Origin of the sequence: Terrimonas alba, from assembly GCF_042434975.1 — a bacterium.
GTDB lineage: Bacteria > Bacteroidota > Bacteroidia > Chitinophagales > Chitinophagaceae > Terrimonas_B > Terrimonas_B alba.
Genome location: NZ_JBHMQM010000003.1, coordinates 327,321 through 353,757, shown reverse-complemented (window position 1 = coordinate 353,757; position 26,437 = coordinate 327,321). Strand labels below are relative to the sequence as shown.

Annotated in this window: 24 protein-coding genes and 1 pseudogene; 12 read left to right on the top strand and 13 right to left on the bottom strand. The window is 41.1% G+C overall.

All coding sequences use genetic code 11. The features are described from left to right. Window positions 1-2 precede the first annotated feature (2 nt). The 4 genes from ACFEL9_RS10530 to ACFEL9_RS10515 all read left to right on the top strand — a co-directional run bounded on the left by ACFEL9_RS10530 (window position 3) and on the right by ACFEL9_RS10515 (window position 3,696). Entirely contained in the window at window positions 3-1,253 is a 1,251-nt protein-coding gene (locus tag ACFEL9_RS10530; protein WP_385889358.1) for an alkaline phosphatase family protein, read from the top strand. A gap of 221 nt (window positions 1,254-1,474) precedes the next feature. After that, window positions 1,475-2,383 (top strand): metallophosphoesterase family protein, encoded by a 909-nt coding sequence (locus ACFEL9_RS10525; RefSeq protein ID WP_385889356.1) that lies wholly within the window; start codon window positions 1,475-1,477, stop codon window positions 2,381-2,383. Window positions 2,384-2,908: 525 nt separating this feature from the next. Beyond that, the gene (locus ACFEL9_RS10520) at window positions 2,909-3,310 is read left to right on the top strand and encodes a hypothetical protein (RefSeq protein ID WP_385889353.1); all 402 of its coding nucleotides are present in this window, start codon (window positions 2,909-2,911) and stop codon (window positions 3,308-3,310) included. Between the two features lie 155 nt (window positions 3,311-3,465). Next, complete coding sequence (locus ACFEL9_RS10515; RefSeq protein WP_385889351.1) at window positions 3,466-3,696, top strand: hypothetical protein; 231 nt, start codon at window positions 3,466-3,468, stop codon at window positions 3,694-3,696. A gap of 290 nt (window positions 3,697-3,986) precedes the next feature. On the opposite strand, the pseudogene ACFEL9_RS10510 reads toward ACFEL9_RS10515, so the two are convergent. The 8 genes and pseudogenes from ACFEL9_RS10510 to ACFEL9_RS10475 form a co-directional block, all read right to left on the bottom strand. After that, window positions 3,987-4,818 (bottom strand): annotated as a pseudogene (locus tag ACFEL9_RS10510) (cytochrome c oxidase subunit I); the annotation flags it as partial. Window positions 4,819-5,566: 748 nt separating this feature from the next. Continuing rightward, window positions 5,567-6,319 (bottom strand): response regulator, encoded by a 753-nt coding sequence (locus tag ACFEL9_RS10505; RefSeq protein WP_385889348.1) that lies wholly within the window; start codon window positions 6,317-6,319, stop codon window positions 5,567-5,569. Further along, window positions 6,316-6,747: an ATP-binding protein gene (locus ACFEL9_RS10500; protein WP_385889345.1), complete on the bottom strand. Its 432-nt coding sequence runs from the start codon at window positions 6,745-6,747 to the stop codon at window positions 6,316-6,318. The genes ACFEL9_RS10505 and ACFEL9_RS10500 overlap by 4 nt, the downstream gene beginning before the upstream one ends. 1,093 nt (window positions 6,748-7,840) lie before the next feature. After that, window positions 7,841-8,074 (bottom strand): hypothetical protein, encoded by a 234-nt coding sequence (locus ACFEL9_RS10495; protein ID WP_385889343.1) that lies wholly within the window; start codon window positions 8,072-8,074, stop codon window positions 7,841-7,843. A 703-nt stretch (window positions 8,075-8,777) separates the two neighbouring features. Continuing rightward, window positions 8,778-9,557 carry a DUF2182 domain-containing protein gene (locus ACFEL9_RS10490; RefSeq protein ID WP_385889340.1) on the bottom strand — a complete coding sequence of 260 codons (780 nt, stop codon included), beginning with the start codon at window positions 9,555-9,557 and terminating at the stop codon, window positions 8,778-8,780. Window positions 9,558-9,731: 174 nt separating this feature from the next. Continuing rightward, on the bottom strand, window positions 9,732-10,376 hold the full coding sequence (locus ACFEL9_RS10485) for a DUF1326 domain-containing protein (RefSeq protein WP_385889338.1): 645 nt from the start codon (window positions 10,374-10,376) through the stop codon (window positions 9,732-9,734). Window positions 10,377-10,633: 257 nt separating this feature from the next. Next, complete coding sequence (locus ACFEL9_RS10480; protein WP_385889335.1) at window positions 10,634-11,287, bottom strand: DUF1326 domain-containing protein; 654 nt, start codon at window positions 11,285-11,287, stop codon at window positions 10,634-10,636. Between the two features lie 287 nt (window positions 11,288-11,574). After that, window positions 11,575-11,865 carry a hypothetical protein gene (locus ACFEL9_RS10475; protein ID WP_385889332.1) on the bottom strand — a complete coding sequence of 97 codons (291 nt, stop codon included), beginning with the start codon at window positions 11,863-11,865 and terminating at the stop codon, window positions 11,575-11,577. A gap of 1,137 nt (window positions 11,866-13,002) precedes the next feature. Between ACFEL9_RS10475 and ACFEL9_RS10470 the strand changes: the two genes are divergently transcribed. The 4 genes from ACFEL9_RS10470 (at window position 13,003) to ACFEL9_RS10455 (ending at window position 19,162) form a co-directional block, all read left to right on the top strand. Next, window positions 13,003-15,372, top strand: coding sequence for a TonB-dependent receptor (locus tag ACFEL9_RS10470; protein ID WP_385889331.1), 2,370 nt, complete (start codon window positions 13,003-13,005; stop codon window positions 15,370-15,372). Window positions 15,373-16,131: 759 nt separating this feature from the next. After that, the gene (locus tag ACFEL9_RS10465; protein WP_385889328.1) at window positions 16,132-16,650 is read left to right on the top strand and encodes an RNA polymerase sigma factor; all 519 of its coding nucleotides are present in this window, start codon (window positions 16,132-16,134) and stop codon (window positions 16,648-16,650) included. An 8-nt stretch (window positions 16,651-16,658) separates the two neighbouring features. Beyond that, entirely contained in the window at window positions 16,659-17,873 is a 1,215-nt protein-coding gene (locus ACFEL9_RS10460; protein WP_385889325.1) for an outer membrane beta-barrel protein, read from the top strand. Window positions 17,874-17,974: 101 nt separating this feature from the next. Then, on the top strand, window positions 17,975-19,162 hold the full coding sequence (locus tag ACFEL9_RS10455; protein WP_385889322.1) for a lactonase family protein: 1,188 nt from the start codon (window positions 17,975-17,977) through the stop codon (window positions 19,160-19,162). Between the two features lie 613 nt (window positions 19,163-19,775). Here ACFEL9_RS10455 and ACFEL9_RS10450 read toward each other — a convergent pair. The 3 genes from ACFEL9_RS10450 to ACFEL9_RS10440 form a co-directional block, all read right to left on the bottom strand. Next, window positions 19,776-20,000, bottom strand: coding sequence for a hypothetical protein (locus tag ACFEL9_RS10450; RefSeq protein WP_385889320.1), 225 nt, complete (start codon window positions 19,998-20,000; stop codon window positions 19,776-19,778). Further along, complete coding sequence (locus ACFEL9_RS10445) at window positions 19,960-20,547, bottom strand: nitroreductase family protein (RefSeq protein ID WP_385889318.1); 588 nt, start codon at window positions 20,545-20,547, stop codon at window positions 19,960-19,962. Before ACFEL9_RS10445 ends, ACFEL9_RS10450 begins: the two co-directional genes overlap by 41 nt. A 71-nt stretch (window positions 20,548-20,618) precedes the next feature. After that, on the bottom strand, window positions 20,619-20,951 hold the full coding sequence (locus ACFEL9_RS10440) for a hypothetical protein (RefSeq protein ID WP_385889315.1): 333 nt from the start codon (window positions 20,949-20,951) through the stop codon (window positions 20,619-20,621). Between the two features lie 545 nt (window positions 20,952-21,496). Here ACFEL9_RS10440 and ACFEL9_RS10435 point away from each other — a divergent pair. After that, entirely contained in the window at window positions 21,497-22,840 is a 1,344-nt protein-coding gene (locus ACFEL9_RS10435) for a serine hydrolase domain-containing protein (protein WP_385889313.1), read from the top strand. A 21-nt stretch (window positions 22,841-22,861) separates the two neighbouring features. Continuing rightward, the gene (locus tag ACFEL9_RS10430) at window positions 22,862-23,026 is read left to right on the top strand and encodes a DUF1259 domain-containing protein (RefSeq protein WP_385889310.1); all 165 of its coding nucleotides are present in this window, start codon (window positions 22,862-22,864) and stop codon (window positions 23,024-23,026) included. 23 nt (window positions 23,027-23,049) lie between these two features. Here the strand turns inward: ACFEL9_RS10430 and ACFEL9_RS10425 are convergent, their stop codons facing one another. Both ACFEL9_RS10425 and ACFEL9_RS10420 read right to left on the bottom strand, forming a co-directional pair. Beyond that, a complete protein-coding gene (locus ACFEL9_RS10425) occupies window positions 23,050-23,760 on the bottom strand; it encodes a LytR/AlgR family response regulator transcription factor (RefSeq protein WP_385889307.1) in 711 nt (236 codons plus the stop codon). Next, window positions 23,757-24,770 carry a sensor histidine kinase gene (locus tag ACFEL9_RS10420; RefSeq protein ID WP_385889304.1) on the bottom strand — a complete coding sequence of 338 codons (1,014 nt, stop codon included), beginning with the start codon at window positions 24,768-24,770 and terminating at the stop codon, window positions 23,757-23,759. The genes ACFEL9_RS10425 and ACFEL9_RS10420 overlap by 4 nt, the downstream gene beginning before the upstream one ends. Window positions 24,771-25,207: 437 nt before the next feature. Here ACFEL9_RS10420 and ACFEL9_RS10415 point away from each other — a divergent pair, with 437 nt between their 5' ends. After that, a complete protein-coding gene (locus ACFEL9_RS10415; protein WP_385889301.1) occupies window positions 25,208-25,684 on the top strand; it encodes a DUF6223 family protein in 477 nt (158 codons plus the stop codon). Window positions 25,685-25,842: 158 nt separating this feature from the next. Beyond that, a complete protein-coding gene (locus ACFEL9_RS10410; RefSeq protein ID WP_385889298.1) occupies window positions 25,843-26,307 on the top strand; it encodes an SgcJ/EcaC family oxidoreductase in 465 nt (154 codons plus the stop codon). The last annotated feature ends 130 nt before the right edge of the window (window positions 26,308-26,437 follow it).

The following is a 26,437-nucleotide window of genomic DNA, read 5'->3' as shown; positions in this document are numbered from 1 at the left end:
TTATGCAAAGGATTAGTGTACTCGTGATAGCAGTTTGCATCAACCTGCAATTATTTTCTCAAACCAAAAAGAAAGCTGTATTTATCATTGCCGATGGCATTCCTGCGGATGTAATTGAAAAATTAAAAACACCTGTTCTGGACAGTATTGCCAGCGTAGGTGGCTATGCCCGTGTGTATGTAGGTGGCGAAAAGAATGGCTATTCGCAAACGCCTACTATCTCTGCCGTGGGTTACAACTGTTTGCTAACGGGTACCTGGGTGAATAAGCATAATGTTTGGGACAATGATATCAAAGCACCTAACTATCACTATCCAACTATTTTTCGCATGCTTAAAACACAGTCGCCGGGGAGTAAAACAGCTGTATTTTCAAGTTGGTTGGATAATCGTACCAAACTGGTGGGAGAGGGGTTGACAGCTACGGGCCATATCGACGTCGATTACCATTTTGATGGTCTGGAATTGGATACAGTAAACTATCCGCACGACCAGGAAAGAAAATTCATGAACAGGATAGATGAAGCAGTTGCAAAAAAGGCAGCGGAATGCATTCAAAAAGAAAGCCCTGATCTTTCCTGGGTGTATTTGGAATATACTGATGATATGGGTCATCGCTATGGTGACAGCAAACAGTTTTATGATGCTGTGGAAATAATGGATAGGCAGGTGGGTCTTGTTTGGCAAGCTATTCAATATCGCATGAAATATTTTGATGAAGAGTGGCAGATCTATATAACTACCGATCATGGCCGGGATGCAGCCACTGGCAAAGGGCATGGTGGCCAATCTGACCGTGAACGTACCACCTGGATAGTGACAAATGCGACGGGTTTGAATCCATATTTTCGCAGCGGACAAGCTGCTATTGTGGACATCATGCCTTCTCTCGCTTCGTTTTTGGATATTACAATTCCCCGCGATCAGCAGATGGAGATAGATGGTATTCCATTAACCGGAAAATTATCAGCTACAGCCGCACAGGCCCGGTACGACAACGGGAATATTATCCTTAGCTGGAAAGCCGCAGAAAAAAAAGGAAAAGCAAAAATATGGCTGACGGTCACCAATGATTATAAAAATGGCGGTAAGGAACACTATAAACTAATCAATACTGTGCAGTTAAAAAAAGGTAAGGCTATTATACCCGTAAACGATCAAGCAACAGGCATCTATAAAATAGTGCTTGAAAGTCCGCATAATCTCCTGAATCGATGGGTGGACTTGTCCCCGGGTAATGCCAAATTAAAGTAACTCCTCCCGGGAGATTTCTCAAAATTTGGATCATCCAAATATTTGAGTAATGTTTTTAACATAGAAAAACGACAAAGAAAAAAATAAGATGATACTGAATTGAAGGCTGATCATTTTATGAATCGATATGTTGTAGGAAAATAAAAAAAAATTTCCCCAACCAGTATCATAATAACAGAAAGAAAAAATATGGCTAATAAGTTATTTTTAAAGGGATTATTATGAAAAGAAGAGAGTTATTAAAACAGATTGGTACAACAGCAGGGGTTGTTGCATTAGGCGGTCAGGGCGTTGTTGCATCTGCTTCAGAACAAGCAGTCAAAAGAAAAAGAGTTTTACGCATAGCGCATATCACCGATGTGCATATCCGGCCTGAAGAAAATGCACCTGTCCGGTTTGTAAAATGCCTTGAAGAAATTAAAAATCACCAGGTCGATTTTTTCCTCAATGGAGGTGATACAATATTCGCGGCTGATTATAACGATATTACCCGCGAAAGAGTAAATGAATTGTGGCGGATATGGCATGAAACTACACAGTGTATAAATAAGTTTGAAGTACATAGTTGTCTGGGTAATCATGATATGTGGTGGGCTGCTCCGGATAAACAGGATGTTATGTACGGTAAAAGTTATGTAGTAAAGCAATTAGGAATCCCTGGTCGCTTCTATAGTTTTAGCAAAAAGAACTGGCATTTTATAGTTCTGGACAGCAACAATAAAAACGCCGGATCATTGGATGAAGAACAACGAAAATGGCTGGAAAAAGAGCTGAAAGCTCTGCCTGCAGGAATGCCGGTTATTTGTTTAAGTCACTATCCTATTCTGGCCGTATGCACCCATGTAGTAGGTGGTAATCATACGGACTCTTCTTTCCTCACCGACCTCTTCTATAAACACCGGGATAAAAAAATTAATTGTTTAAGCGGGCATATTCATTTGCTGGACAATGCTGATTATAACGGTGTAAAATATTTTTGTAATGGCTCTATGTGCGGGTTCTGGTGGGGCGAAGGTGATAAAGAATCGGCAGGTAAATATTATTATAAGGAAACACCTCCCGGTTACGCTATTCTGGATTTGTTTGATGATGGATCGGTAAAAAATCAATATTTCCCTCATTCATACTGAAAAAGTAAACTTGACTAAATGTCAAAGAGGAACAGCAAAAAGCAAAATCTTCTGTTTGTTGGTATAGCTATGGTGATAGCAAGCCTGTTTAAACCGAGCCATGATTGCTCCTATTCTAATTACAATGGTTCAGTCACTTTTGAAGAGAAAACCTTGAATGGCCGGAATTTCGGGATTTTTAAATCATAGGTCTTTGCCCGTCGCCTTAAAATTATGCAGTGTAATCAGTCATTGGCTATATCTTTTATTATCTCCTGCTTTCAATTCAATGCACCTTTCTCTACTATCACATTGAAGAGTAAATGTACTCTGTAGTTTTCCGTAAACAAAATTCTACAGGTTTTTATTAAAATCTATTACCCCGGATAGATAAGTTGTTCTATTTTTTTCGGCCAGTACTGGTCGTTTCTTTGTATCAGCAAGCAAATAAAAATCCATACTCCCAGGAAAATTGATTCGTCCCATTGAAAGGTTTTAATCCGTACCCCGGCAAAGGAAATTATTTAACCCTTTAAAACTCATCCAATGGAAAGTCCGAAACCAACGCAGGTCAATAAACTTAATGATGTAGTTGACCGGCTGATCAACACCCTTTTACCCAAAGCCAGCATTAACAGAAGTTTTTTTGTTAATGACATTCCTGACCACCTCCCGTTGAAAAAGGAGTCGCCTGTAATTACATCTGTATTGGGCGGCTTGCTTTCAACAATAGTTTCAAATGCAAAAGATAGTTGCATCTGGCTATCTGCGAAATTGTATGGTAATGTTGTTTTAGTGCATGTAAAAAACGCCCACGGTTTCAGTCCGCATGCTATCCAGGGCCAGCTTCAGCAATTGCAGCGACTTGCTGAAAAAAACAGGGGCACTATTGGCTTCACAAGGCACCAGAGTACCATCACGTCACTGACTTTCGGTTTTTATCCATAAAGCAGGAGTGAAACAAAAGATCCGTGTCCTATTTATTTTATGAAATCAATCTGTGGTTTCTTAACACGACGGACGACCAAATGCCTGGCAAAGAGCCATCTGGCACAGGCCGGAAAATAGTGAGCATAAATTATTCATACCTAATTGTTTATCCCATGAAACATCATTCCATAACTTTTGCCCGTACCTCTCAACCAGCTCTGCGGGAATTAATCGCCGAACTGCTAAAGACAATGCTGCCCGATGCAGTTAATAGAAATGTTTTCATTGAAGAAACCCCCTCAAACTTTACCTTGAGTACGGACTTCCATTGCGTTCCTCATTCTGAAAGAAAGGACATGGGCGTCCTGGCATTCGGTTTTCCAATTCTTCCTCCGTTTGATTAGAGATTGTCAATATTTTGCTTTTTGTATCCACCACAGCGTTTCCCTTAATGTTGGGTACCGGGGAGGAGAGACTGCTCTACGAAATCTCCGGCTTTGCAGTTTTATGCTACTTTTCTTTCAAATAAGGCGAGACCAAACGACTATTAAACTTGAAATTTTCAGAGCTTGCACACAACTTAAATCAAATATATTTATTTCGGAAAATCAAAGCGTCGTTGCGTGGCAAGGAAATTTGTGTCTATAATCCGACGAAAAAGCGGTTATAAAAAAGTGGGCGTTTTTTTTGTATTTTATTTTTTTATACGCTTTGAATTATCTTCTCCGAGCCCGCTTTCGCTGGCATGAAGCGGTTCCGTCTGTGGAGTAAAATCCCTTTCGTTATTATTATAATCATAAGCCCAGCGATATACTTCTAGTATTTCGCCTGTCCAGTTGCCATGGTCAGGTATAAGAGGTGTTGTCCATTCAAGCATATTAGCGGTCCATGGATTGATAGTAGTGATTTTTCTTCCTTTGAAGATGGAATAAAAGAAATTTACAACAAATAATAAATTCACGGCAAATACTATGATGGTGACTACGGAAATCATTTTATTAAGCTCAGCGAATTGATTAAACGAATTCCAAAGACTGAAATCAAGATAACGACGAGGTACGCCGGCAAGACCCATATAGTTCATTGGCCAGAAAATTAGATAGGCACATGGCAAAGTGACCCAAAAATGAATATAGGCAAGGGTGTCATTCATATAGCGGCCAAACATTTTCGGGAACCAATGATAAATTCCCGCAAACATTCCAAAAAAAGCAGCAACCCCATTACGAGGTGAAAATGTGCGACAATAAAATAAGTATCATGTACATGAATATCAATGGGAGCATTCCCGATAAAAATTCCTGTAAGTCCGCCACTGATAAATAAGCTTACGAAACCGATGGCAAACATCATAGCCGGCGTAAATCGTAAACCCCCACGCCATAAAGTCGCCAGCCAGTTGAATGCTTTGATTGCAGAGGGTATAGCAATCAACAATGTTAATAAAACAATACAGATTCAAGAAAAGGATTCATCCCTGTCACAAACATGTGATGTGCCCAAACAAGAAAGGAAAGAACCATTATAAGGCGGTAATTGCTTTTAAACAATTAGTAACAAACTCCTTTTGCTTGAATGGAAGGAGCTTTGAAACAATTGTCCTTACGAGTGATCTTGAACAGGTGGGTGCAATACTGACCCTTCCGTTGTATAATTTTTCGACGCTCCGCAAATAAACTCTTTGCTTAAATAAATATGGTTTGATCTTTGTGGTTTATCAGATAATGATACTATAAAAATGTATCAGCGAAAGGAAGGTTCAGCATATATGTCATTGGGCCTTCCTTTTTTTATGACTACTTACCGAAAAGAAATTTATCCTGAGTCGCTGGCCAGATACTTAATGAGTTTGCCAGGGATTTGTAAGAAACAGCCACCATTTAATCTCAAGAGAATCCGTTAACCACGTTCTTCCATCAAAAGTCCCATTTCGGAGTGGAAACACCGGCCTGAAATACCCAACGACCTGCCATCCCAAACTTTCACGGCCTGCTTGCACATTGGCCCGATGGTTATTATTTTAATTTTTTTTCATGAAATGGTATTTTTGTTAGGAGTTGCATTTTTTAAAATTAGCAACAACTCTGGGGTACAAAGCCTGCAATGAATTTGGGCAGGCAATGGAGAGCTAACGTTTCGAAAAACCAAAGTCAGAAAAAACCATTGGTCTTATCCACTAATGGATTTTTTATTGATATATACTTTGGTGTACCAGGCAAGGACCAAATACATAGCCACCAGATTTTGCAGCGTTACTGGTAATACTTTAAGTTGTTAAATACCCCGTACATTTATTTCATTGATCAGGGCTGCGATATTTTTTAATCCCAGCTTCTTCATGATATTGGATCGGTGAATTTCTACTGTTCGACTGCTGATACCGGTGAAGCCGGCAATTTCTTTGGAGGAGAATCCTTTTCTCAGATAGTCTATTATTGATAGCTGTTTGGAGGTAAGGGATTTTATAGCCTCTGTTATGTCATCCGGCCTCAGCGTTTGCCGGACAATACTTTGATTGATTTCGGAACAGGTATATTCATCTCCCAGATGCACAGTAACAATTGCTTCTTTTAACTCTTCAATAGAAGAGGTTTTGGTAACATAGCCACTTGCCCCGGCTTTCACCATTTTGATGTAAGTGGCCGGCATGTCAAAATAAGAAACTGCAATAACCTGTATATGGGGGTGGTATTCTTTGATGGCCTGAGTAAGCTCGTATCCGTCTATGGGTGTCATACTGATATCGAGTAAAACAATATCCGGATGGCATTGTGTTATTAATGGGAGTGCCTGTGCTGAATCATTGGTAGCGCCAGCTACGCCAAAACGGCTATCGGCATTGAAGATAGCTGTCCAGGCATCAGTAATTAATTTGTGATCGTCTGCTAAAAAAAGAGCAATTGGGTATTTGATGACACCTTTGTTCATAGATATTGGATCATTAATGGAATAATATCTAAACGCCGGATGTATCACAATAGTATATTTTGTAAATGAATGCCCGTTTTGAAAAGCAATCCCATTCACGCAGCCAGGTTAGGGAAACCAAAGGTGATGGTGGTGGTATTTTTCCGCTGGCTGGTTATGGCGATAGAACCTTTTAATTTTTCTGCCATCGGTTGTAATACCTGTAAGTGGCTTTCTACGGCCATTGCATTCAGGCTACCGGTGTCTCTGGCCTGTAATAAAATAACATTGCCATATCTTTTCGCTGACAAGCGGATACTGGTATCCATTGCGTGGGAAACAAGAGAGGCAAGAAGGCCATTTAGGATCGAGGTAGTCATCTGTAAATCCGTTTTTACGTGCAAGTGAACGGGGATTTCATTGACCAGGCAAATTTTCCGGTGAGCCGCTTTGTTCATAAAGGTTTCGGCGAGTTGATTCACCAGAGTGAAGAGTTCTGCACTGTCGGGTTGGATGGCACCCGGAAGAGAGGTGACACATTTTTCCATAAGAAAAGGTTTAAGGTTTGAAATGAACAGGTACGGTGCAAATTGGCGTCTTCACAGGATACGGATATCAATCAGCGGCACAAAGAAACCAGTATTAGTCCCCTGAAAAAATAGCCGGTTTTACCTAATTGCTGTAAATATTTAGTGAGGATTGGTGTAGAATATAATTGACGGAAATGTACCAGGTAATTGCACGGAGTTTATTCTAACAACTTGTCTACATGCATGTAAAATTCAGGACAATTGGTCAAGTCGGTAAATTTATAGTTGTTATCCTGCTTTCTTTTTCAAATAAATAAGTGTTTTCACTAGGTATGGTATACGCGCCAAATAAGACGCTTTTAACCTTTACACCCATGAAGACTTATTTAGGCTTTAAACTTTAGAGGAATTGCTTTTCTAGAGCGAATAGGTAGGTTTAGGCCGTACGGATAAAGGTTTGCGTGCTGATTGGCTCGAACAAGTGAAAGTGCCTTTCTTTGATTAAAGGAGCCCATCATACATACTCTTTAACCAGTTATTAGTTTTTACATGCTATTAACTTGTCTTTTATTGTTTATTCATTTTAATGAAGGCAACCCAAATACCATACTCACAAAATAATAACGGCGGCCATTAAATCCAATGGCGAAGCCTCGGGAATTATACTGCTTCCAGATGATAAATATTCAAGGAGGTATACCGAAAATTCATTTACTTTCATTTGGAGACCTTGTTCGATTTCAGTTCTTATACATTGTTTCAAAGCAGATCAAATCGTGCAGGTGAGATGGCACCAAGAACAAATTTGCAGGAAAGTCGATGCAGGGTATTTCCAGGAGAGGTAATTGACACGCTTCCATAAGACGATAATCATACAAATATTTTGAATGAGTGATCCTGTTAAACATCATTATGTCCCGGAAGTGTATTTGAAGTCATTTGTTGAATCTAAGAAACAAGCTTTTAAATAAGAAAGAAATTCAATAAGGTTGCTATTAATCAACAGGCCAGGTTTGTTGTGAAGGGAACCATTTTAAAATTCAACGGCAGAATACCTCCTTGTAAAAATTGAAAAGGAATTATATTATCTCAAAGAGACTGCTTCAATGTATTATATTCTCAACAAGAGCTGAGGTAACAATATTTTTACTTCCGTCTTTCTTTCTTCATCTTTCCAATAGACGATAAAATTAACAGTCGCTTTATCTAAATTAAAACCCTTCCTTTGCCATTCGGAAAGTAAATCGTTAAACTGCCTGGAAAAGCCAATCACTTTCTCATTATTTGAATTTCCAAGGCCATCTTCAAGTATAGGTAAGCTTGAACCGCTTTCAATATTCTTCATGCGATGTTGGACATATCCAAAGTATCCGAGATTTACCTCCTTATGGCTTAATAATAACGTCGTTGAAAAGTTTTGGACAAACCAGCTCAAATGAGCCCTGGCCGGATGCTCAATTAATGCCTATGACTGATTTGGCTAATGCCATCAACACCGGGAAAGCACAGCCAGTGATTTTCAGCACTGGTCTATTGCTGATTTAATCATTGGAAAATCTTTTGAAACCTCGTATAAAGATTTAAGAATCGACGACCAGATATTGGAAAGTTATATCGGCACTTACGCTTATGCAGCTACAACAGGATCTCCTGCTGGCTCGTTAAGAATTTACAAGGAAGGCGATAGATTATACTGCGACCTTTCAAATAAGACAGGCATGCATATACCATTGTTTGCACAATCTCAAACACTATTCTACTTGCCTGCCTATGATAAAATGCATTCCTACTACAATTGAATTTATAATCAAAAATGGAAAAGTAGAAGGACTTTATTGGATACAGGAGAAAAAAAGTGAAGCAAAAAAGATAGAATAATAAGAAGACCCGAGCGTACAACATTAAGAGCAATAGCCGAAAGCCCCCATAAAGAAGCCCGGCATTAAAAGACGTTAATGGGGGCTTTTGGTTATTGTTTGTTGACCGACACCTGGCGGAGTCTGTTTGGACTGCCTTATACTTATTTTGTTAAGGTTCTTTACCACAGTTTATTTCAGTAAAATAATAATACCATAGGCGAAGAGTGCAAAACCTGCAATGAAGGAAATGACTTTTACTGATGGCAAAACTTTTTCGATCAATACAAATAAGGTTATAATGGCAATCCAAAGTATATTCATAATGCCCGAAACAAAAAGCAGGATCATTAATATCCAGCAACAACCCAGGCAGTAAATACCGTTCTGTATTCCCATGCGAAGGGCTCCGTTTTTGCCATCTTTCCAGTATTGATGAATAAAACCCATAGGTGAACGGCAATTATGTAAGCAGGTATTTTTTAGAGGGGTAAACTGGAAAGTCCCCGCTGTTATGAGAATAACACCACCGAGCACCTTGCTGGTGGTTACCATTTCCGGATTTAGTAAAGCAACCCGCTGCAGCAACCATTGCAGAAATGTGGCGAATAAACTAAACACTGCCCACACAAGAAAATAACCACCTAACAGGTAACCGGAAGGGACATAAGGATTCTGCTGTTGCCGGCGTTTGCGGTTAATCAGGGTAAAAATGATAACAAGGGGCGTAACAGAAGGCGTCATCATGGCAATCATCATCACAAACCACATTAAAAACAATAACACAAAATCTGTCCAACTCCACTTTGCTGTCATGGGCATGGCAAAGAAAAGAGCATCCATGTTCATCGGGTACATTTGGTTGTATAGATAAATGATGTAGAGCCATGACAAAATACAGATAAGAGAAAGTGCAGTCAGTACAATAAACCGGTCTTTTTTTAAAACAGATACCAATGGATTTGCTTTCATGGTAATGCTAAAATGTTTAATCAGTCAGTCTTTTGGAAGTGCCTTTCTTTTGTTGGGAATAAACATTCTTGTGTGAATAATAATAAGCAATTACTTCGATTGCCGTTGAGCAAGGGCACACTGGTCCCTTTATTCAAATTGAAAAAGAATGTTAGACCAAAATCCGTTTTGAGTTTATTGCATATTAGGACCAGTCCAGTCAAACGGAATGTGTTTACTTGATTTGCCGGCCCAACTCCATTTAAAACCAAAGACATCCACTTCGTGTGCTGCTGCTTTTCCCAATGTCATAATTTGCCCTGGCCCCACTTCTGACCCGGAAGCGTTGTGAACCTGCACTCTTTGGCCTTCAGGCGTAGTAGGACCTGTAAGGGCTTCGCCCATTGCTTTCACTTTGCCGGGAATTTCAGTACTCCATTTAGCAAGGTCACCATCCAATTTAAATTCGATAGGGACGAACTCGAGACCACGTACTTCGCCTACAAGTTGGGCAAATTCTCCCATCCATCCGCCTGATTGTCCGGAGAAGACTTTTTGTAAGGCTTCACGCTGCTCTTCACTGGCACGTTCGTCTATTAAAATACCGAGCGTGGCAAGACTTTCTTTAGCCCATAAATTACCATCAAATGTTCCTAATGCCACCACATTGAGCCCTTCAAGCTTCACATTGCCATACTTTCCTTCACGAATGTGATAGGCTAATACTCCTTCACAGTGGTTGTTGGTGGGCGCCTGAGCAAAGCCGCAAGGGCAAGGTATATTGCAACTGCATACATCAAACCAATCACCTTTCATCCACCAGTTTGGAATGTCGTTCATAATTAATTCATTTAAGTGGTTATGTGACTGTCAATATTGGCATTAATCCAAATTTACAACTATTAAAGGCAAATATTAAAGGGATAATGCGTCATCATACCGGATCAACAGGGTTCAACCTGGAACCCTGTAAGGTGTACATTTTTAGTTCCTCTCTATTCAAACACGTTGGAAAGAAGAAACTAAAATCATAACTGTTTTGACTTTATCCATATTGGTGACCAGTAATAAGGCCTGAGTCCAGAAAGGGACGAATCCTATCGCGGGTGAACCGCACCCTTGCCTGACTGGCGCAGAAGAGTGAAATGACAATAGGTGTCCTTGAGGTCGAGGGCGATGGAGGACATCGTCTTCGTAGTACCGCTGCCGATCTCCGCGAGGTCGAACTCGATTCCATTCGGGAGGTTGATGCGGACGCGATGTTCAGCCCCCGTCGAAGGACTTTGGATCGGATGGGCCGTGGACTCCAGCACCCCAGGCATCACGATATCTGCCGTTCTGCGCTCGATATTGACGTCAAACCCGATGGGTTTGAAGAGCGGCGGATGGACTGTACTGGACATCATACTATAGACCCACCAGTGAGTCGCCCCTTCATTAGTCTCACCACCGTATAGGATGGTGGCCAGAGCGTCCCGTTGCCTGCTGTCTGCCCGCTCATCAATGACTGCCTGACACTCGCCGTTGCCCTCGTAGATCGGTCCTGGCCAAGCATAGAGGAGGGCGGCGCAAAGGCCATCGAGTTCCACGTCTCCAAAGTGGCCTTTATCGATCCGAACGGCCGCAAAGCCCTGGCAGTTTCCGTGCGTAGGGCGGCGTGATTCGAACTGGCAAGGACAAGCATAGTCGCAGTTACAATTACTGAACTCGACGCCCTCAATGTACCAGTCAACCTGTGTCATGTCATTCATAAAAACCGTTCCTCCTTTTTAATTTATGTTATAAAATATTCCTGAAATCAGAAGCCTTCAGGGGAGGATTTGTGTGATAAGGTTTAAAAGAGGATCTGAGGATATACTTCGTTTTAAATAAATTGTAGTAGTTCATAAGAGGGTTACTAAGGAGTAATACAGGAGGATTATGGAATTTCAAAAACGGGACTATAAAGTTACCATATTTACAAAACAAACTAAATGGCAATAATTTTCAACTGTTGTATTGTAAACAGCCCCGGTTTTTTTTAATTGTTAATAATGATTTATTGAACAGTGCCAAACCGGGTCCCTATATAAAATGAGAAGCCATTTACATTACCTCCCTGAACATTGGCAGGAGAAGCCCAATACGATATATCCAGATAAAGGGTTTGAAAAAAGTTGGATTTTGTTCTATAAGCAAGCTTGCCTCCGGCCCTCCCAAAGATATCGCTTTCCCGGGCTACCTCTTGCTTGGCTATATTGGAAGTATTATCAATCGTTACTCTTGGCTCACCAATGTTGAGGTAACCACCTCCGCCATAAAATGAAATAAACCATTTGGGGCTTTTCATAGGAATATTTTTACCTCCATTTAATCCCAATAGTAACAAAGAGCTATTGGTATTCTGAAACAGAAATGGAGAGCTGGCATCCCTGAATTGCTGATCGTATTTTAATGCATTAAAATCAAATAGGAGCTGACCAAACCAATTGTGCTTAAGTGCTATTTCTACTCTTGAACTGAATGCCAGGGTGGATTGATCAGTCCAAAAGCAGTGGTAAAAAATAACTTACCACTTTTTTCCTGCGCGGTAACCGGAATAGTTGCGGCAAGCGCCATCATGATAATTCCTAATTGATTATCTTTTTCATGGCATTGCTGTAGTTAAATAATATTTTAGAAAACTTATTGTCATTTTATTTTACTATATCGCATTGTATAAGTATGGCATGCTCATGCAGGTCAAGTTCTTCATCATAACTGTTACCGGCAGCAATAGCTCCTTTTACTTAAAGCAATAATTGAAAACAGGGGAAAGATTTCAGATGATGTATTGAATACATTCTATGCAGCTGGGTACAATAATGAAAATCTGATTGACACTATTGTGGCAGTGGGCGATAAAACAATTACCAACTTTCTGCATAAAATCACAAATATACCGATTGACTTTCCAGCGGCTGCGCCGGTTAATTGAGTTATTGGCATTCAAATAAAGACAATCATGAAAAATTAAATCAACTGGAAAAATGCTATATTGGCAGGTATAGCCGGCACTTTCGATCCAGCCAATCTATCACCGTCTTGAACATAGAATAAAGGCTCATCTTATCATTGCGTTTTGCAGTTATAAACTCTATAAAGAACTCGAAAGGCAGTTACATGAAAAGAACCTGAACCTGAGTGCGGAAAAGGCGGTACAAATCATGCTGTCGATATTTACAGTCACCACCTAACTACAGGTATCAAGAAATTCCATCCGGCTCATCATGGCCAAAACCTTCGAGCAACAACAGCTCCTGCTTGCTTTTGAGGTGAAACTTTAGTCTGAGTGGCTCAAATGCGGAAAACAGGACAATAACTCCGTCATCAAAAATCGGTTTTTCCTTTTCCCGTAAAATCATTTCCCGATTCCTAAGCCCTTTTATTTTTTGCTAAAAGACATTCGCGGTTCAAAAATCAGAAAAACAAAAATTAGAATACCAAAATGACAAGGATTGTCTTTTTTCTCAGTTTGCTTATGCTCTACGCTTCCCCATTGTTTGCAAAGAATGGGACGGAAAATACAGGAACCATTAAAGGAACGATAACCACCAGCGATAACAAGCCTGCTGTGGCAGCAACGGTGCAATTAAAAAGATCAAAGAAGGCCGTACTCACTAATGAAATTGGTGAATTCTCTTTTGAAAATATTGACCCGGGCAATTATGACGTAGAGGCATCATTAATCGGGTATGAGACAATGCTGCAGTCTATAAAAGTAGAAGCCGGTCAAACGGTAATCGTTTCGCTGCAACTGATTCCTTCTGAAAAACAATTAACCGAAGTAATTGTTTCAGCCGGGCGTACCCGTGAAACTATCGACGAAGTGCCCTCGTCTGTTTCAATTATTGGCACAAAGACCATCGAAAAAAATATTACTGTAACAACCAACCTGGGCGACATTCTGGAGAACAGGGTTTCGGGTCTTGCGCCAAGCACAGGTTTAAGCAGCAATTTTGGTCAAACACTCCGCGGCAGAAGTTTACTTATTATGGTAGATGGTGTACCACAGACCACACCATTGCGTAACGGTGCCATGGATCTTCGTGCACTCGACCCTGCGGTAATTGAAAGAGTGGAAGTAGTAAAAGGGGCTACTGCTATTTATGGCAATGGTGCGGCAGGAGGGCTGATTAACTACTTTACCCGCAATGCAAAAACAACAAAATTGATCAATAGCCAAACTTCAGTGGGCACAACAGGTTCGCTTGTGAAAAATGCAAACAGCATGGGTGGACGAATCAGCCAGATGTTGTATGGCGATAAAGGAAAGTTTAATTACGTAGTAAGTGGTGTGTATGAACAAACCGGTGAGTTAAAAGATGCAGATGGTGACGTGTTACCTCCCGTATATGGATTGGGCGAAACAGATTCTTACAATGCTTTTGCAAAAATTGGCTACGATATCAATAGCAAACATAAGGTACAGGCTTCGTACAATTTTTACAGCAGTCGCCAAACTACAAATTACCTTACTATAAACGGCGATTACAAAAATGGCGTAAAAACATCAGCTCAATTAGGCGAAAGCAAAGGAGTTCCGCAGGGTGTACGTGGTAACCATAATCTTGGTGTACAATTCTCCGGACAAACCGGTATTGCCAATACACGTTATGATGCTGATATTTACTGCCAGAGCGTTGACAATGTGTTTTTCTATTCTGAAGTGTTTGAAGGAGGCGGCGTATCACGCATTTTGTCAAAAAAGAGCGGGGCAAGGCTGGCACTGAATACGCCGCTTACTTTCAATAAGCTCGATGCCAATTTTACCTATGGCCTTGATGCGCAAAGGGACATAACTTCTCAGCCTCTGGTTGACGGGCGTGTTTGGGTTCCGGAGATGGATATGTTTAACCTGGCACCTTTTGTACAAATGAAGTTTACACTTTTCGACAAATTGATTGTAAAAGGTGGTGTTCGTTATGAAAAAGTAAATATTGGAGTGGATGATTACGCCACGTTGCCAACAAAAAACACAACCACAGGTATAGTTACACCATCAATGAATGTAAAGGGTGGCAATCTCAAGTACAACACTGTAGTATTTAATGCCGGCCTTCGCTATACAATGACCGACTATTTTTCTCCTTATATCAGTTTTTCACAAGGCTTCAGTGTATCTGACATTGGCTTAGTGCTCAGGTCGGCGAGAGTGGATGATATTGCAAAAATCAATACTGAAGCAGTTGTTATAGATAATTACGAGGCAGGCTTTGTAAGCAAGATCAGAAACCTGCGCTTTGAAGCCACCGGCTATATTAGCAAATCAAGCCTGGGTGCAAACAGTGTTTATCAAAATGGTGCGTTCGCGGTGGTTAGAGCACCTGAACGGATTTATGGTTTTGAATTGGCTGCCGATATGCAGGTAACCAAACATCTTGAGGCAGGTCTTGCTTATACTTACGTAGAAGGTAGAATTGATGCCGATAATAACGGAAAGTTTTATGACAATAGTGATGAATATCTGCCGGGCCAACGTATAGCTGCTCCAAAATTGGCCGGTCATATTGATTATGCCGTATTGCCCGGTAAATTAAATGTGCTGCTTCAATACACCGGCGTTATGAACCGTGACCGCTTTGCAAAAAACAGCAGCGGATCATACGATCCTTACAAAGCGCCGGTTAAAGCTTACAACTTATTCAGCACATCTATTGGCTATAACCTGGGTCAAAATACTGCTGTTAACCTGGGTGTAGAAAATTTGCTGAATGAAAATTATTTCACGGCACGTTCGCAGTATGGTGCCTTCAATGATAGTTATACTAAAGGTAAAGGCGCTTCCTACCGTATTACCTTGAATGTGAAATTATAAGCACTTTACTTCAACAATTAAATCAATAAGCCCGTTGGTGCTGCGAAAGGCATCTTGGTAGTGAATAAATAGGTAAAAAAAAATGGGTAGAAGGCTGGCTTTCAAAAGACAGCCTTTTTTTATTGGGTAATATATTGAAAAATGGTTGGTGATCTTTTGACAGAGCATCCGCATATTGGGAATCGGCAGCAAGATCATTTATTTTCTCGCAAGCCTGTTTGCTGCTTCGCTTCCCTTCACCGGCTTTTTGATTTGGTGGTGGCGAAGAAAAAAATCTATGGTAAGGCGACCGGCAAAAGAAGAAAGAAAAATTGCGGAGCCTGCTTTACAGTTGTAACATAACTTGTACTTTGTAGTACGATTTTTTTAGAAAAAAACAACTTAATCCGTTTTTTATCCAGCGGGTAATCAGATCATCCCCCTGAAAACAGGGAAATAACTACAGAAATTTTAATGGAGTTCTAAAATTTTTTTGGAGGAGCTACTCAACACTTTCGCCCTGTATTATTGTCGATTCTGGCGCTTAACCAATCATCCCGCTGTTGATTGTTTAATGCTGCTTACAACCTTTTTTCTTTTTTTCCGTATGTATATTTAGGTAGCAAATAGGAACGGGAAAACCGAAGGCGCTACTGATTTTTATCCTGAACCGAGGAGATTTATCAACCATTACCTGATCATAAAACCGGCGAGCTGATTTTGGAAAATATCAGGCAACTCATAAAGGGATGTGTAGCTAATGATCAAAAACATCAGCGGATGCTTTATGAGCAATATCGGGGCTTTGCACTCAGGATTGTGTTCAGGTATATTTACCGATACGAAAGAGCTGTAGATATAGTGAATGATGGTTTTATGAAACTATTTGCCGGCATATCAAAATTTCGAACTGATAATGGTAATGATGATGATATAGAAAAAATCTGGATGGGATGGATTAAAAGGATCATGATCAATGTGGCGATTGATGAACTAAGAAAGGGGAATATGCTGCCCGAAATTGGAGGCATTCCCGAGTGGGTTTGGGATATACCAGACAGCAACCGGGAAGCAGATCAGTTGCTACTTTATAAAGACCTTATCATACTTATTAAAGAATTACCACCGGCGTATCGTGCAGTGTTTAACCTGTATGTCATTGATGGTTACAGTCACAGCGAAATTGCTGACTTGATGAATATTGCTGTTGGCACATCCAAATCAAATCTTTCAAAAGCAAGACTCTTATTGCAGAAAAGCCTCAAAAAAATGGAGGAGGAAAAGCTATGCAGGATTTAAACCAACATATGGATGAATTGCTTCGAAAAGCTGCTGAACATTATCCGTTGAAGATAAATGAAGGCGAATGGGAAAAGGTTACACCCCCGCCTACAAGTATTACCTGGAAACACGCCCTCCGGAAGAGAAATGTTATCGTAAAATATACAAGCCTGTTTTTAATCTTCCTATCTCTTTTGTTTGCAGACGGCATCATCAACCGTTCTTTGAAAAAAAGTGGACCAAGTCAATTCCCTGATCCGCTGGCAGAAAAAAAATCTGCTGTTTCTACTTCAAGGCAAAACGAATTGAGCGAACGTAGCAGGGAAAATAAAGAACAGATTCAGCCAACACTGCAGGCTCCTTTTTCTGTCACAATGGCGAAAAATAAGGTTATAGTCATCAAAAACAAATCACTATTGCATAAGAATGATGAATTAATAACCGGAACAAATAACCAACCATCAAAAAGCTCTTTTTATAAAACTGCAGGGGGTAATAGGATTTTCTATGCTTATACTCATATCAGCTTTATAAGCAACAGAGAATTAGTTGAACACTACTCATTATCGAAGAGTAAAAAATTGTCTGTACTGAAAGAGCAACCACCTACTGAAGCCATTTTAAGAAGAGGGAAATTATTTCAGCCAAAAGGACTATATGCAGGCGTCGTAGCTGGTCCGCTATTTGACGAAGTAAAAAACCAGGGTTTAAAAAAAGCCGGCTTTAGCGCTGGCTTTGTTGCCGGCTATAAGTTGAATCATCGCTGGTCAGTTGAATCAGGAGTGCTGTTTGCCAAAAAACCTTATTTCAGCGTGGGAAAATATTTCAGCATGGATAAGGTAGGCGGCTCTATGCCACAAGGAATGGAAATTCTTAGTCTCGAAGGAAAAAATGTGTTACTGGAAATTCCTTTAAGAGTGAAGTATGATTTTTTGCAGCAATCAAATCATCATTTTTTCTCTACTGCCGGGCTTAGCTCTTTTATAAATACGAATGAAAAAAATAATTACCTCGTTGCCATGAACGGCGTGCAGCAATCCATGATAAGCTCATATAAGAACAGATCAAGAACTGCAGCGGCAACGCTTGATTTCAGTGCAGGCTACGAATTTAAAATTGGCAAATCGGATCATGTACGTATAGAACCGTACCTACAAATTCCATTAAAAGGCATGGGTGTCGGCTCCATGCCCATGAAAAGTTCAGGCATAAGGCTGGGCATAACTAAATTTTTTAACTAACACCCCCTTGTATTTAGTGACGATGATTAACCCGGTAATTAACCGGGCAGAATAACTACATCCTGCAGTAAAATTTTTTAACCAATTGTAAAAACTACGTTATGAAACAGATAAAAAGACTTATTGGAGCTACATTAATTTTTTCACTGTTGTTTGCCGCTTGCCGTAAAGATGGCCGTCTTGTTCCCGAAACAAATAACCTGTCCGAAGAAACCGAAAGCGATGCAACCGCCGTCCTTGGCTCAAACGGGAAAAAACATGAAAACGGACCCGGGTACGTTTATACGCTGAGCAACCAGGCCGATGGCAATAAGGCATTGATGTATCGCCGTGCTGTTAACGGGCAGCTCAGTTTTTTATCGTCCTTCTTTGCCGGTGGCAACGGTACAGGAGGCGGCCTGGGAAACCAGGGGGCAGTCGCGCTAACGAAGGATGGCAAGATAGTATTGGCAGTTAATGCAGGCAGCAACACTTTATCATCGCTGAAGGTGACAGGCAACGGGCTCAATCTGAAATCAACAGTCAGCTCCGGCGGTATGCAGCCTGTTAGCGTTACCGTACATGACGACCTGGTATTTGTATTAAATGCCGGAGGTAATGGAAACATTTCGGGATTCAAACTGCTTAACAACGGAAAACTTCATCCCATTGCAAACTCTACCCGGCCCCTGAGTGTAGCCGCACCAACCGGCCCTGCGCAAATTTCTTTTGTCCGCGGTGGCAAAGTACTGGTGATAACGGAGAAAGCTACCAACACGATCACGACTTATACCGTGAATGACTGGGGCATCCCGGGAGACATACATACCAAAATCTCATCGAGCCCAACGCCGTTTGGATTTGCAACCGGAAAAGGGGGTCTCATCTTTGTCTCGGAAGCAGTAGGTGGGACGCCGGGGGCCAGTGTACTTTCATCGTATCGCATACGGCCTACGGGTGAAATTTCTCTTGTAGATGGATCGGTAGGCGCGGGACAAAGTGCAGCCTGTTGGGTAGTGCTAACAAATGACGGTATCTATGCTTATACAACCAATACCGGCAGTAATAACCTTACGTCATTTGACGTGAATCCATTTTCGGGCGATATAGATCTCCGCGATGCCATCGCTGCTACTACACCTGCCGGTCCTATTGACGCCGCACTAACCACCAACTCAAAATTTTTGTATGTTCTTAATGCCGGTGGACATAGCATCAGCGCATTTACTGTATCAGCAACCAGTAGTTTAGGGCCTATTCAGACTGTACCAGGATTACCGGCTGGCGCTACCGGGCTTGCAGCCAACTAGGCCATATTGCCGGGGTGAACTTGTTTTCACTCACTATCATGATGCGAACATACCGCCGGTTTGAAACGCCGGCAGAGCGATCATTACAGAAGCGGCTATCTAAAAAAATCTCTTTATACAGGGGTGTTTAACCGGCAGGCTGAAATGAGCGGATAGCGGAGGAAAACAAGCACCTTAGGGTTAAAACAGCCGCTTCTGTATTTATAATAAAGGAAACAGCACTATGAAATAAGTCATTTATTTTTTTGCCTGCCTGGTACTTTTAAAGCCGGTTCCGGTTTTAACAGAAAGACTCTTCTCTGCTAAAACAAAAAAGTGTTTCGATAATTTTACAAACCAGTCAACCGGCCTTCTTAGCGAAACCGGATTAGGATAATTTTTTACATATCCCGTTCATAACAGAAATTGTATTTTATTGCTGATGCCGGTTAATTGATGGTTTCATTTGTTTGTCCCTCTTCAAGAATTTGAGTCATGGGGTGAAGCGCAATTCCTTTATCCCGTACTTTTAAAAAGAGCCGTTGCATACGTTGGCCGGATTCGAGAAGATCAGTAATCGAATTGCTTTTGCTTGTAATGATCAGCCAGCCAGCGGTATGCGAAACTTGTTTTTTTACATTGTCAATGCTTTGTCACGAAACCGTTTTTTCATCACGCTTGCTTTTCCAAAAAAATTACGAATCACCCATCCGCTCATTCCCTCTATTTCCATGCTGGCCGTAGTAAGACCGTCGCAGTATTTTTCCGCATCCCTGCTGGAAAAACGAATCCATTCCGCTGATTCCTTTTGTGCATTGTCACGATAAGCTTGTATTGTTGGCTTCAATAGTTTGTTCATTCAACCATTGATATTCTTTTGCAGTATTCGGAAAATAATGAAAAAGATCAGTGTCTTCATTTGTCAGATAATTAAGATCTGCTTTTTTCAATACATCATTACTATAACCCGACCGAAGGGTTCTGCGGAGCTTAATTTTTTCAATATTATAGCCCGGCACTGATCCGGTTTTTATAAGTTTTATTTCTGCAATATTTTTTTCCTCAGGGTTAGCTGCAATAATATTCCATCGACAGGCATACCCAAAATGACTGGCTGCATACTCAAGGTTCTGCATAAATGCACCAATGGACAAAATTGTTTCTCTTTGGGCCGGATCTACAGCAGGAAGCCATTTGCTTTTGTCGTTACCAATAATCCAATGATAAGGGGCAATATAATTTACCAACCAGGGTTGTGTATTGTGGCCGCAGGGAGCAAGGGACGCTAAATAGAGAATCTCGCGTTCATCCGGGCGTAGAGAAATCTTACCGGAAGGCTTGGCATTGATGTCACTCCTTGTAAAATTATTCTTATCGCTGAATAAATAAAAAACCCCTCCCGCCACAAGAATGGTTTCCCCGCTATCGTGATAAATTTTCTTCTGTTCATTCTTTTTGTTTATGTATCGTAAGAAAGTTACTTATGGATTATTTTATACCCAATCACAATGATTAGTAGAATAATTACATTAGCAATCGTTCCCATCTTTGCGTCCTGCCAACTTTTGAATATGAGATACTGGGAAATTATTATGGCAAATACTGAAAGAACCCACCACCATTCTTTTTCAATAAAAAACAGGATGGCCGTTGTAACAAATAAAATAGCAGCGACCAGCCAAAGCACACCATTGACTTTTGATATATGTTGCGTTAGCTGATTTACCGAAGCAAGGTTAAATGCCTTTGTAAAGCCAAGCAGGTGAATCAGGCCATGCAGGATAATAAGAATGGAAAGTGCGGTTTTCATAAATTAAGGTTTTTTACATAGTAAATCATTGCGGAATAATTTTGTTGCATTTGCCAGTGCAAGCGGGAAAGTAAGCACCCACTTAACCTTATTTTTCTGTCCCAAGAATTATGAAGTTAACAATACTTCTGGATTACAATCGAATCACCTATCCCGGTTATTATGAAATAAACTAAGCAGTAATCAATTTAAAATCATTTAGTGATTTGTTCGATTCCAGTCCTTATACATATTTTTTTGCCACGATTTCATAAGTCACCCAACCAGTAAGTTTTGTAATCGTCTCTATATTGCTGATCAATAGCATCAGTAGAAGTGGCAAAGATTCTGAGGCAATTATCTTCTTTAATAATTCTACGCATATTTCTTCGTTGCTATTCATTACATCAACTATTAAAAAGAGGATCGGGTTTTAGGATCGGACACCCGTCGTGTTAACGACGCCTGCGAATTTTTCTATTTAATTATTTTGAAGTGACGAAAATTATAATTTACTTTGAAGTACAAAGTACTTTTTATATTGTGAAATATTTAAACCCAAGACTATGAAAAGTAGAATGCTGTTCAGCGTTTTGCTGGCACTGGCGTTGTTTGCATCAGGCTACACCCAGACGCTGGATAAAGATAAACTCGATCAATTTTTTGACCGGCTCGCCGAAAAAAATAAGGCCATGGGAAGCCTGGTCATCGCCAGGGATGGTAATGTTATTTATACCCGCGCCATCGGCTACAGCCAGATCAGGGGAACTGAAAAGAAACCATTGACCATGGCGAACAGATACCGGATTGGTTCGATAACAAAAATGTTCACCGCCACGATGGTCCTGCAACTCGTCGAGGAAGGAAAATTAAAGCTGACTGACACCCTTGACAAATTTTTCCCGCAGATTCCGAACGCCAAAAAAATTACTATCGTGCAAATACTCTCGCATCGCAGCGGCATCCCTAATGTAAGGCGCGATCAAAATTCTCAAGGTAACGTGAACACGACTCCAATAACGAAGGAGGAAATGCTCGCCCTTATCGCCAAAGCCACACCTGATTTCGAACCGGACTCAAAGCAGTCTTACAGCAATTCTGGCTATTTCCTTTTGGGTCTGATCATTGAAAAATTAACCGGTAGACCCTACGAGGAAGCTCTCAGGGAAAGAATCACCACAAGGATCGGGCTCAAGGACACATATACCGCGACCGGAAGCATTGATGTGAACAAAAACGAAAGTCTTACCTATTTTAACGTCGGCGGCGACTGGAAACAGGTACCCGAAACGCATCCAAGCATCCTCTTCGGCGGGGGCTCGATTGTTTCGACACCGAATGACCTGGCCAAATTCATTCAAGCGCTGTTTGACGGGAAGATAGTGTCAATGGAAAGCCTCGACCGGATGAAAACGATAAGGGATGGCGACGGCCTTGGAATTGGAATGGAGCCCTTTACGTTCACTGGCAAGACCTTCTACGGGCACGCCGGCGGTGGCGATAACTATGGAGCGTGGCTGTCTTACCTGACGGAAGAAAAGCTGGCGGTCGCCTACACTACGAACGCAAAGGCTTACCCGGTAAAGGATATTGTCAGCGGCGTGATTGACATTTACTACCATAAACCGTTTCAGATTCCCACCTTCGAAATGGTCGCTGTCAGCCCGGAAGTTCTGGACAAATATGTCGGAGTTTATTCAACTCCCGATGCACCTGTTAAATTTACAATCAGCCGGGAAGGCACAACGCTTTTCATTCAACCGGGCGGGCAATCCGCTGCCCCGCTCGAGGCCACGGCGCAGGATAAATTTAAAATCGAGGGTGCAATAGTCGTCGAGTTTGACGCCGCGAAAAAACAGATGACCATAAAACGCAGCGGCGGACAGAGGCTTTTTACAAAAGAAAAGTAGCCGTCCATTCGTTTTGGATGTATGTCAAAGCAAAATGGGATCGAAGTTGCAGCTGTACATAACCATATGGTGCATGAAGAGCCGAGAATCTTCTTTTTGCATTATTGGGGAGTGGGAAATGCAGAACAACTAGCAAAAGGATTAAGAATTGCATTGGATCAAACAGTGTCAAAAATGAAACATTAAATCTTTAACAATGATTTCTGGTATCAAGGAGATTTCAGAACCTTGTTAATATTTTCCCTGAAAGTTTCGCTTACAGGAATCTCCGTGGTACCAATACAAACAAAGTCTCGTTTGATTGTCGTAATCTTCGATTTTGCCACAAGAAAAGATTTGTGGGTACGTATAAAGGTGCCAGCAGGGAGTTTTGAATCAATGGACTTTAGTGACATACGGGTTAGAACAGGTTTAGTCCTTGACGAAAGATATATCTTAATGTAATCTTTAAGACTTTCTATGTAATCGATATCAGCAACAACAATCTTTACGAATGTATATTCAACATTGACAAAGAAATCATTGTTTATTACTACTTCTGAAGACATTGCGGAGTTCTTCATACGGAACAATTCCACAGCCCGGTTGCACGCTTTCAGGAACCGGTCAAAGCTGTACGGTTTTACAATGTAATCGGCCACTTGCAAGATGAAACTTTCCACGGCATATTGTTCATACGCCGTCACTATAATAACCAAGGGGGGATGATCCAGCGATTTTAGAAACTGCAGGCCGTTCAGCCGGGGCATCTGGATGTCCAGGAAGATAAGGTCAATTGACTCTTCCTGCAACGTTTCCAATGCTTCCAGTGCAGTTTTACATGATCTTACCAGGTGCAAAAAAGGCACCTGCTTTATATTATCTTCCAATAATTCACGAACCAAGGGCTCATCGTCAACAATAATACAGCGTATCATCATAATAATTGCAGTGTTAAATGAATATTGAACAGATTCTTGTCAGTGTGTATGGCCAGGTCATGCCTGCCAGGATAAAGTAGTGTTAATCTCGAACGGACATTACCCAATCCAATACCCGAACTTTCGTCTTTGCTTGCGTCTGTCTCCCGGTCAAATTTGTTCTTTACCTGGAAAATCAGTACTCTTTCCTTGACGGTTAAGTTGATATCTATAACGGGCTGATCCACGTAACCTATCCCATGCTTAAATGCATTCTCAACAAATGGCATGAGGAGCATCGGTTCAATACTGTAGTTGGCATCTTCATGTGGCAACTCAATGTGGGATACAATTTTTACATCGCGTCCAAACCTTAATGTTTGCAACGTTATATAGCTTTCCAGGTATTCCACTTCCTGTTGAAGAGATATTTTTTTACCAGCATCATAAAGCATATAGCGCATTAAACCGGAAAGCATCAAAAGCGATGTTTCGAGATGGTCGGACTTCTTTCTTGCGAGGGAAACAAGATTTGTTAATATATTAAACAGGAAATGCGGGCTGATCTGGGAACGGAGTAATTTTAGTTCCGTCCCCAATTGCATAGCCTCGTTTTCTTTCTGCAATTTTTCTGCGCGAATCCTATCCACAGCTATGCTATAAAAAACACTGACAATAAATACCAGGACAGAAGGGAAGAGCACATGAGATCTTGCTTCAGGCGAAACATCAGGAAACCACGACTCAAGTATATAGAATTTTACCTTGACGGAGAGAATAATAAGTAAAACGGCCGAAATAATATATAACCACCAGTAAGCCCTGTTAAGAAATTTTGGATAGAGAAAAAGGGCATTCCCATAAAAAATAATCATATGGATAATGCCTGACGTTGTAAAATAGAGTCCCGGAAGCGGACCTATTTTGTACTGGTTGTCAGCATCGGAAACCAAGTAAGGTAAAAACAGCACGATACTCCATGCCAGCGCATGTAGTATAAAATAAAAATACCTGTATTTAACTATTTTCATCATTTAGCGACACATGAAGACGTTCAGTTCTCACCAATCCATATCAAACCTATTGATTTTAAATTTGCGACGACCTAACACTATGTATAAATGCAAAGGTGCAGGTGAAGCATTACTATCCAAAGCACTTGACGAGTTTTTTACTTGTAACTCTTTGTTCCGCTTGTTGTAATCTGCATTGTTTCTTGCAATGAAAAGAAATCTAAATGAATAGTAGGAGACGAATATATCAACCGGATAATTGTGGCTATAAAAAGGGTATTTCGGTGGATATTGTTCTGATCTGTTTATTAATTCAATACAGAAGTAACCTAAATTAACACGCTTGCGAGAAGTCGCCAGATCTTTTGACGCTGTCGCAACATTTACCACTGTTGTCTATGTGTCAGAAAAGTTACCATTGCCACGGTTAGTTTCGCATATCATCTCCTAAGCAATTGCAGATAAAAGTAGCCTCATCCACGGGATGTAATGAAAAAGATAACAATGATCAGGATTATAAATATCTAAAAACAATAAATATGAATATGTATAGTTTGCTCCAAGCCGATTTATTACAGGTTAGTGGCATTACTCCCGGGCGAGCTGCAGCACTCTTATCTGCTGGGGTGGGACTGATCAGTGTGGTCATTGGCCGGTTGGCCTTGATCCGCTCCACCCGTGGTATCAGCTCGGGACGACTCATGGGCATCGTGGCCCTGGTGTTGGGACTGGTTAGCATGGTTCTCAGCGTCCTGCAATTGGCCCGTACTACCGGTGGTTTCGGAACCGGCAAAGGGCGAGCCGGGGCGGTCGTGGCCCTGGTAATCGGGTTGATTGGCATAGTACTCGGTGGGCTGGCGCTTGCCCGCTTCCGGCGGAACGCCAAGCGAAGAAGCGCCGAAGCGGTGACCAATGCCAAGGGAAAAACATAAAACAACACAGATCTACGCACAAATAACAGATAAAAAAAATAAGCGATGATACAAAACCGTTATTTGAAATGCTTGCGAAGAATAGAAGTAGTGACGTTGATAGAGCGTTGTCGTATCTGCATTTGGCCCACCGAACCATTGAGCAAAAATACCACAGAGTGAACTGCCTATCCGGACCTAATACCGGAGAAAAGCCGTTTTGTCATTGCCTGCCTGACCGTGAAGAAGTAAGTTCCTGGAATAATGGAGATGCTTCCATCTACTCACAACATTTCGCAGAGAATGGAACATTTACAAATATTCTGGGTATGTTTTTCACCGGGCATCAGCAATTTCTCGACAGGCACATCGATATATTCAGAGGAAAGCTTTACAAAACAATATTGCAACAGGAAGCGGTATCCTTCCGGTTTGTTCGCCCGGATATTGCCATTGTAGAAACACTAACCCAGATCTTGGTATTCTCAGAAGGTGGACCGCCAAAGGGAGTACATGTTGATTCAAAAGGTCGCCTTCATACACGACTGCTGCAGGTTTTTGAGAAAGAATCAGGTGATTGGAAAATAGTTGTATATCATAATGTGGATTTAAAACCAGGCACACCTGTTCCGCAACACCAGTAAGACCTACATCGATTTTTATGAAAAAAATTTCAATCAAAACCAGTGCAGTCGTTTTGTTGCGCAGTTATGATACCAGCTTATTTTTTTCCTGCTCCTAGTAATATTAAGCTGTTCTGCACTTGTTTTAAAT

Coding starts and splice junctions, on each gene's coding strand:
- ACFEL9_RS10530 (WP_385889358.1), top strand. CDS start 3: ATGCAAAGGATTAGTGTACTCGTGATAGCAGTTTGCATCAACCTGCAA.
- ACFEL9_RS10525 (WP_385889356.1), top strand. CDS start 1,475: ATGAAAAGAAGAGAGTTATTAAAACAGATTGGTACAACAGCAGGGGTT.
- ACFEL9_RS10520 (WP_385889353.1), top strand. CDS start 2,909: ATGGAAAGTCCGAAACCAACGCAGGTCAATAAACTTAATGATGTAGTT.
- ACFEL9_RS10515 (WP_385889351.1), top strand. CDS start 3,466: ATGAAACATCATTCCATAACTTTTGCCCGTACCTCTCAACCAGCTCTG.
- ACFEL9_RS10500 (WP_385889345.1), bottom strand. CDS start 6,747: ATGGAAAAATGTGTCACCTCTCTTCCGGGTGCCATCCAACCCGACAGT.
- ACFEL9_RS10495 (WP_385889343.1), bottom strand. CDS start 8,074: ATGAAGAATATTGAAAGCGGTTCAAGCTTACCTATACTTGAAGATGGC.
- ACFEL9_RS10490 (WP_385889340.1), bottom strand. CDS start 9,557: ATGAAAGCAAATCCATTGGTATCTGTTTTAAAAAAAGACCGGTTTATT.
- ACFEL9_RS10485 (WP_385889338.1), bottom strand. CDS start 10,376: ATGAACGACATTCCAAACTGGTGGATGAAAGGTGATTGGTTTGATGTA.
- ACFEL9_RS10480 (WP_385889335.1), bottom strand. CDS start 11,287: ATGAATGACATGACACAGGTTGACTGGTACATTGAGGGCGTCGAGTTC.
- ACFEL9_RS10475 (WP_385889332.1), bottom strand. CDS start 11,865: ATGAAAAGCCCCAAATGGTTTATTTCATTTTATGGCGGAGGTGGTTAC.
- ACFEL9_RS10470 (WP_385889331.1), top strand. CDS start 13,003: ATGACAAGGATTGTCTTTTTTCTCAGTTTGCTTATGCTCTACGCTTCC.
- ACFEL9_RS10465 (WP_385889328.1), top strand. CDS start 16,132: ATGCTTTATGAGCAATATCGGGGCTTTGCACTCAGGATTGTGTTCAGG.
- ACFEL9_RS10460 (WP_385889325.1), top strand. CDS start 16,659: ATGGATGAATTGCTTCGAAAAGCTGCTGAACATTATCCGTTGAAGATA.
- ACFEL9_RS10455 (WP_385889322.1), top strand. CDS start 17,975: ATGAAACAGATAAAAAGACTTATTGGAGCTACATTAATTTTTTCACTG.
- ACFEL9_RS10450 (WP_385889320.1), bottom strand. CDS start 20,000: ATGAACAAACTATTGAAGCCAACAATACAAGCTTATCGTGACAATGCA.
- ACFEL9_RS10440 (WP_385889315.1), bottom strand. CDS start 20,951: ATGAAAACCGCACTTTCCATTCTTATTATCCTGCATGGCCTGATTCAC.
- ACFEL9_RS10435 (WP_385889313.1), top strand. CDS start 21,497: ATGAAAAGTAGAATGCTGTTCAGCGTTTTGCTGGCACTGGCGTTGTTT.
- ACFEL9_RS10430 (WP_385889310.1), top strand. CDS start 22,862: ATGTCAAAGCAAAATGGGATCGAAGTTGCAGCTGTACATAACCATATG.
- ACFEL9_RS10425 (WP_385889307.1), bottom strand. CDS start 23,760: ATGATGATACGCTGTATTATTGTTGACGATGAGCCCTTGGTTCGTGAA.
- ACFEL9_RS10420 (WP_385889304.1), bottom strand. CDS start 24,770: ATGAAAATAGTTAAATACAGGTATTTTTATTTTATACTACATGCGCTG.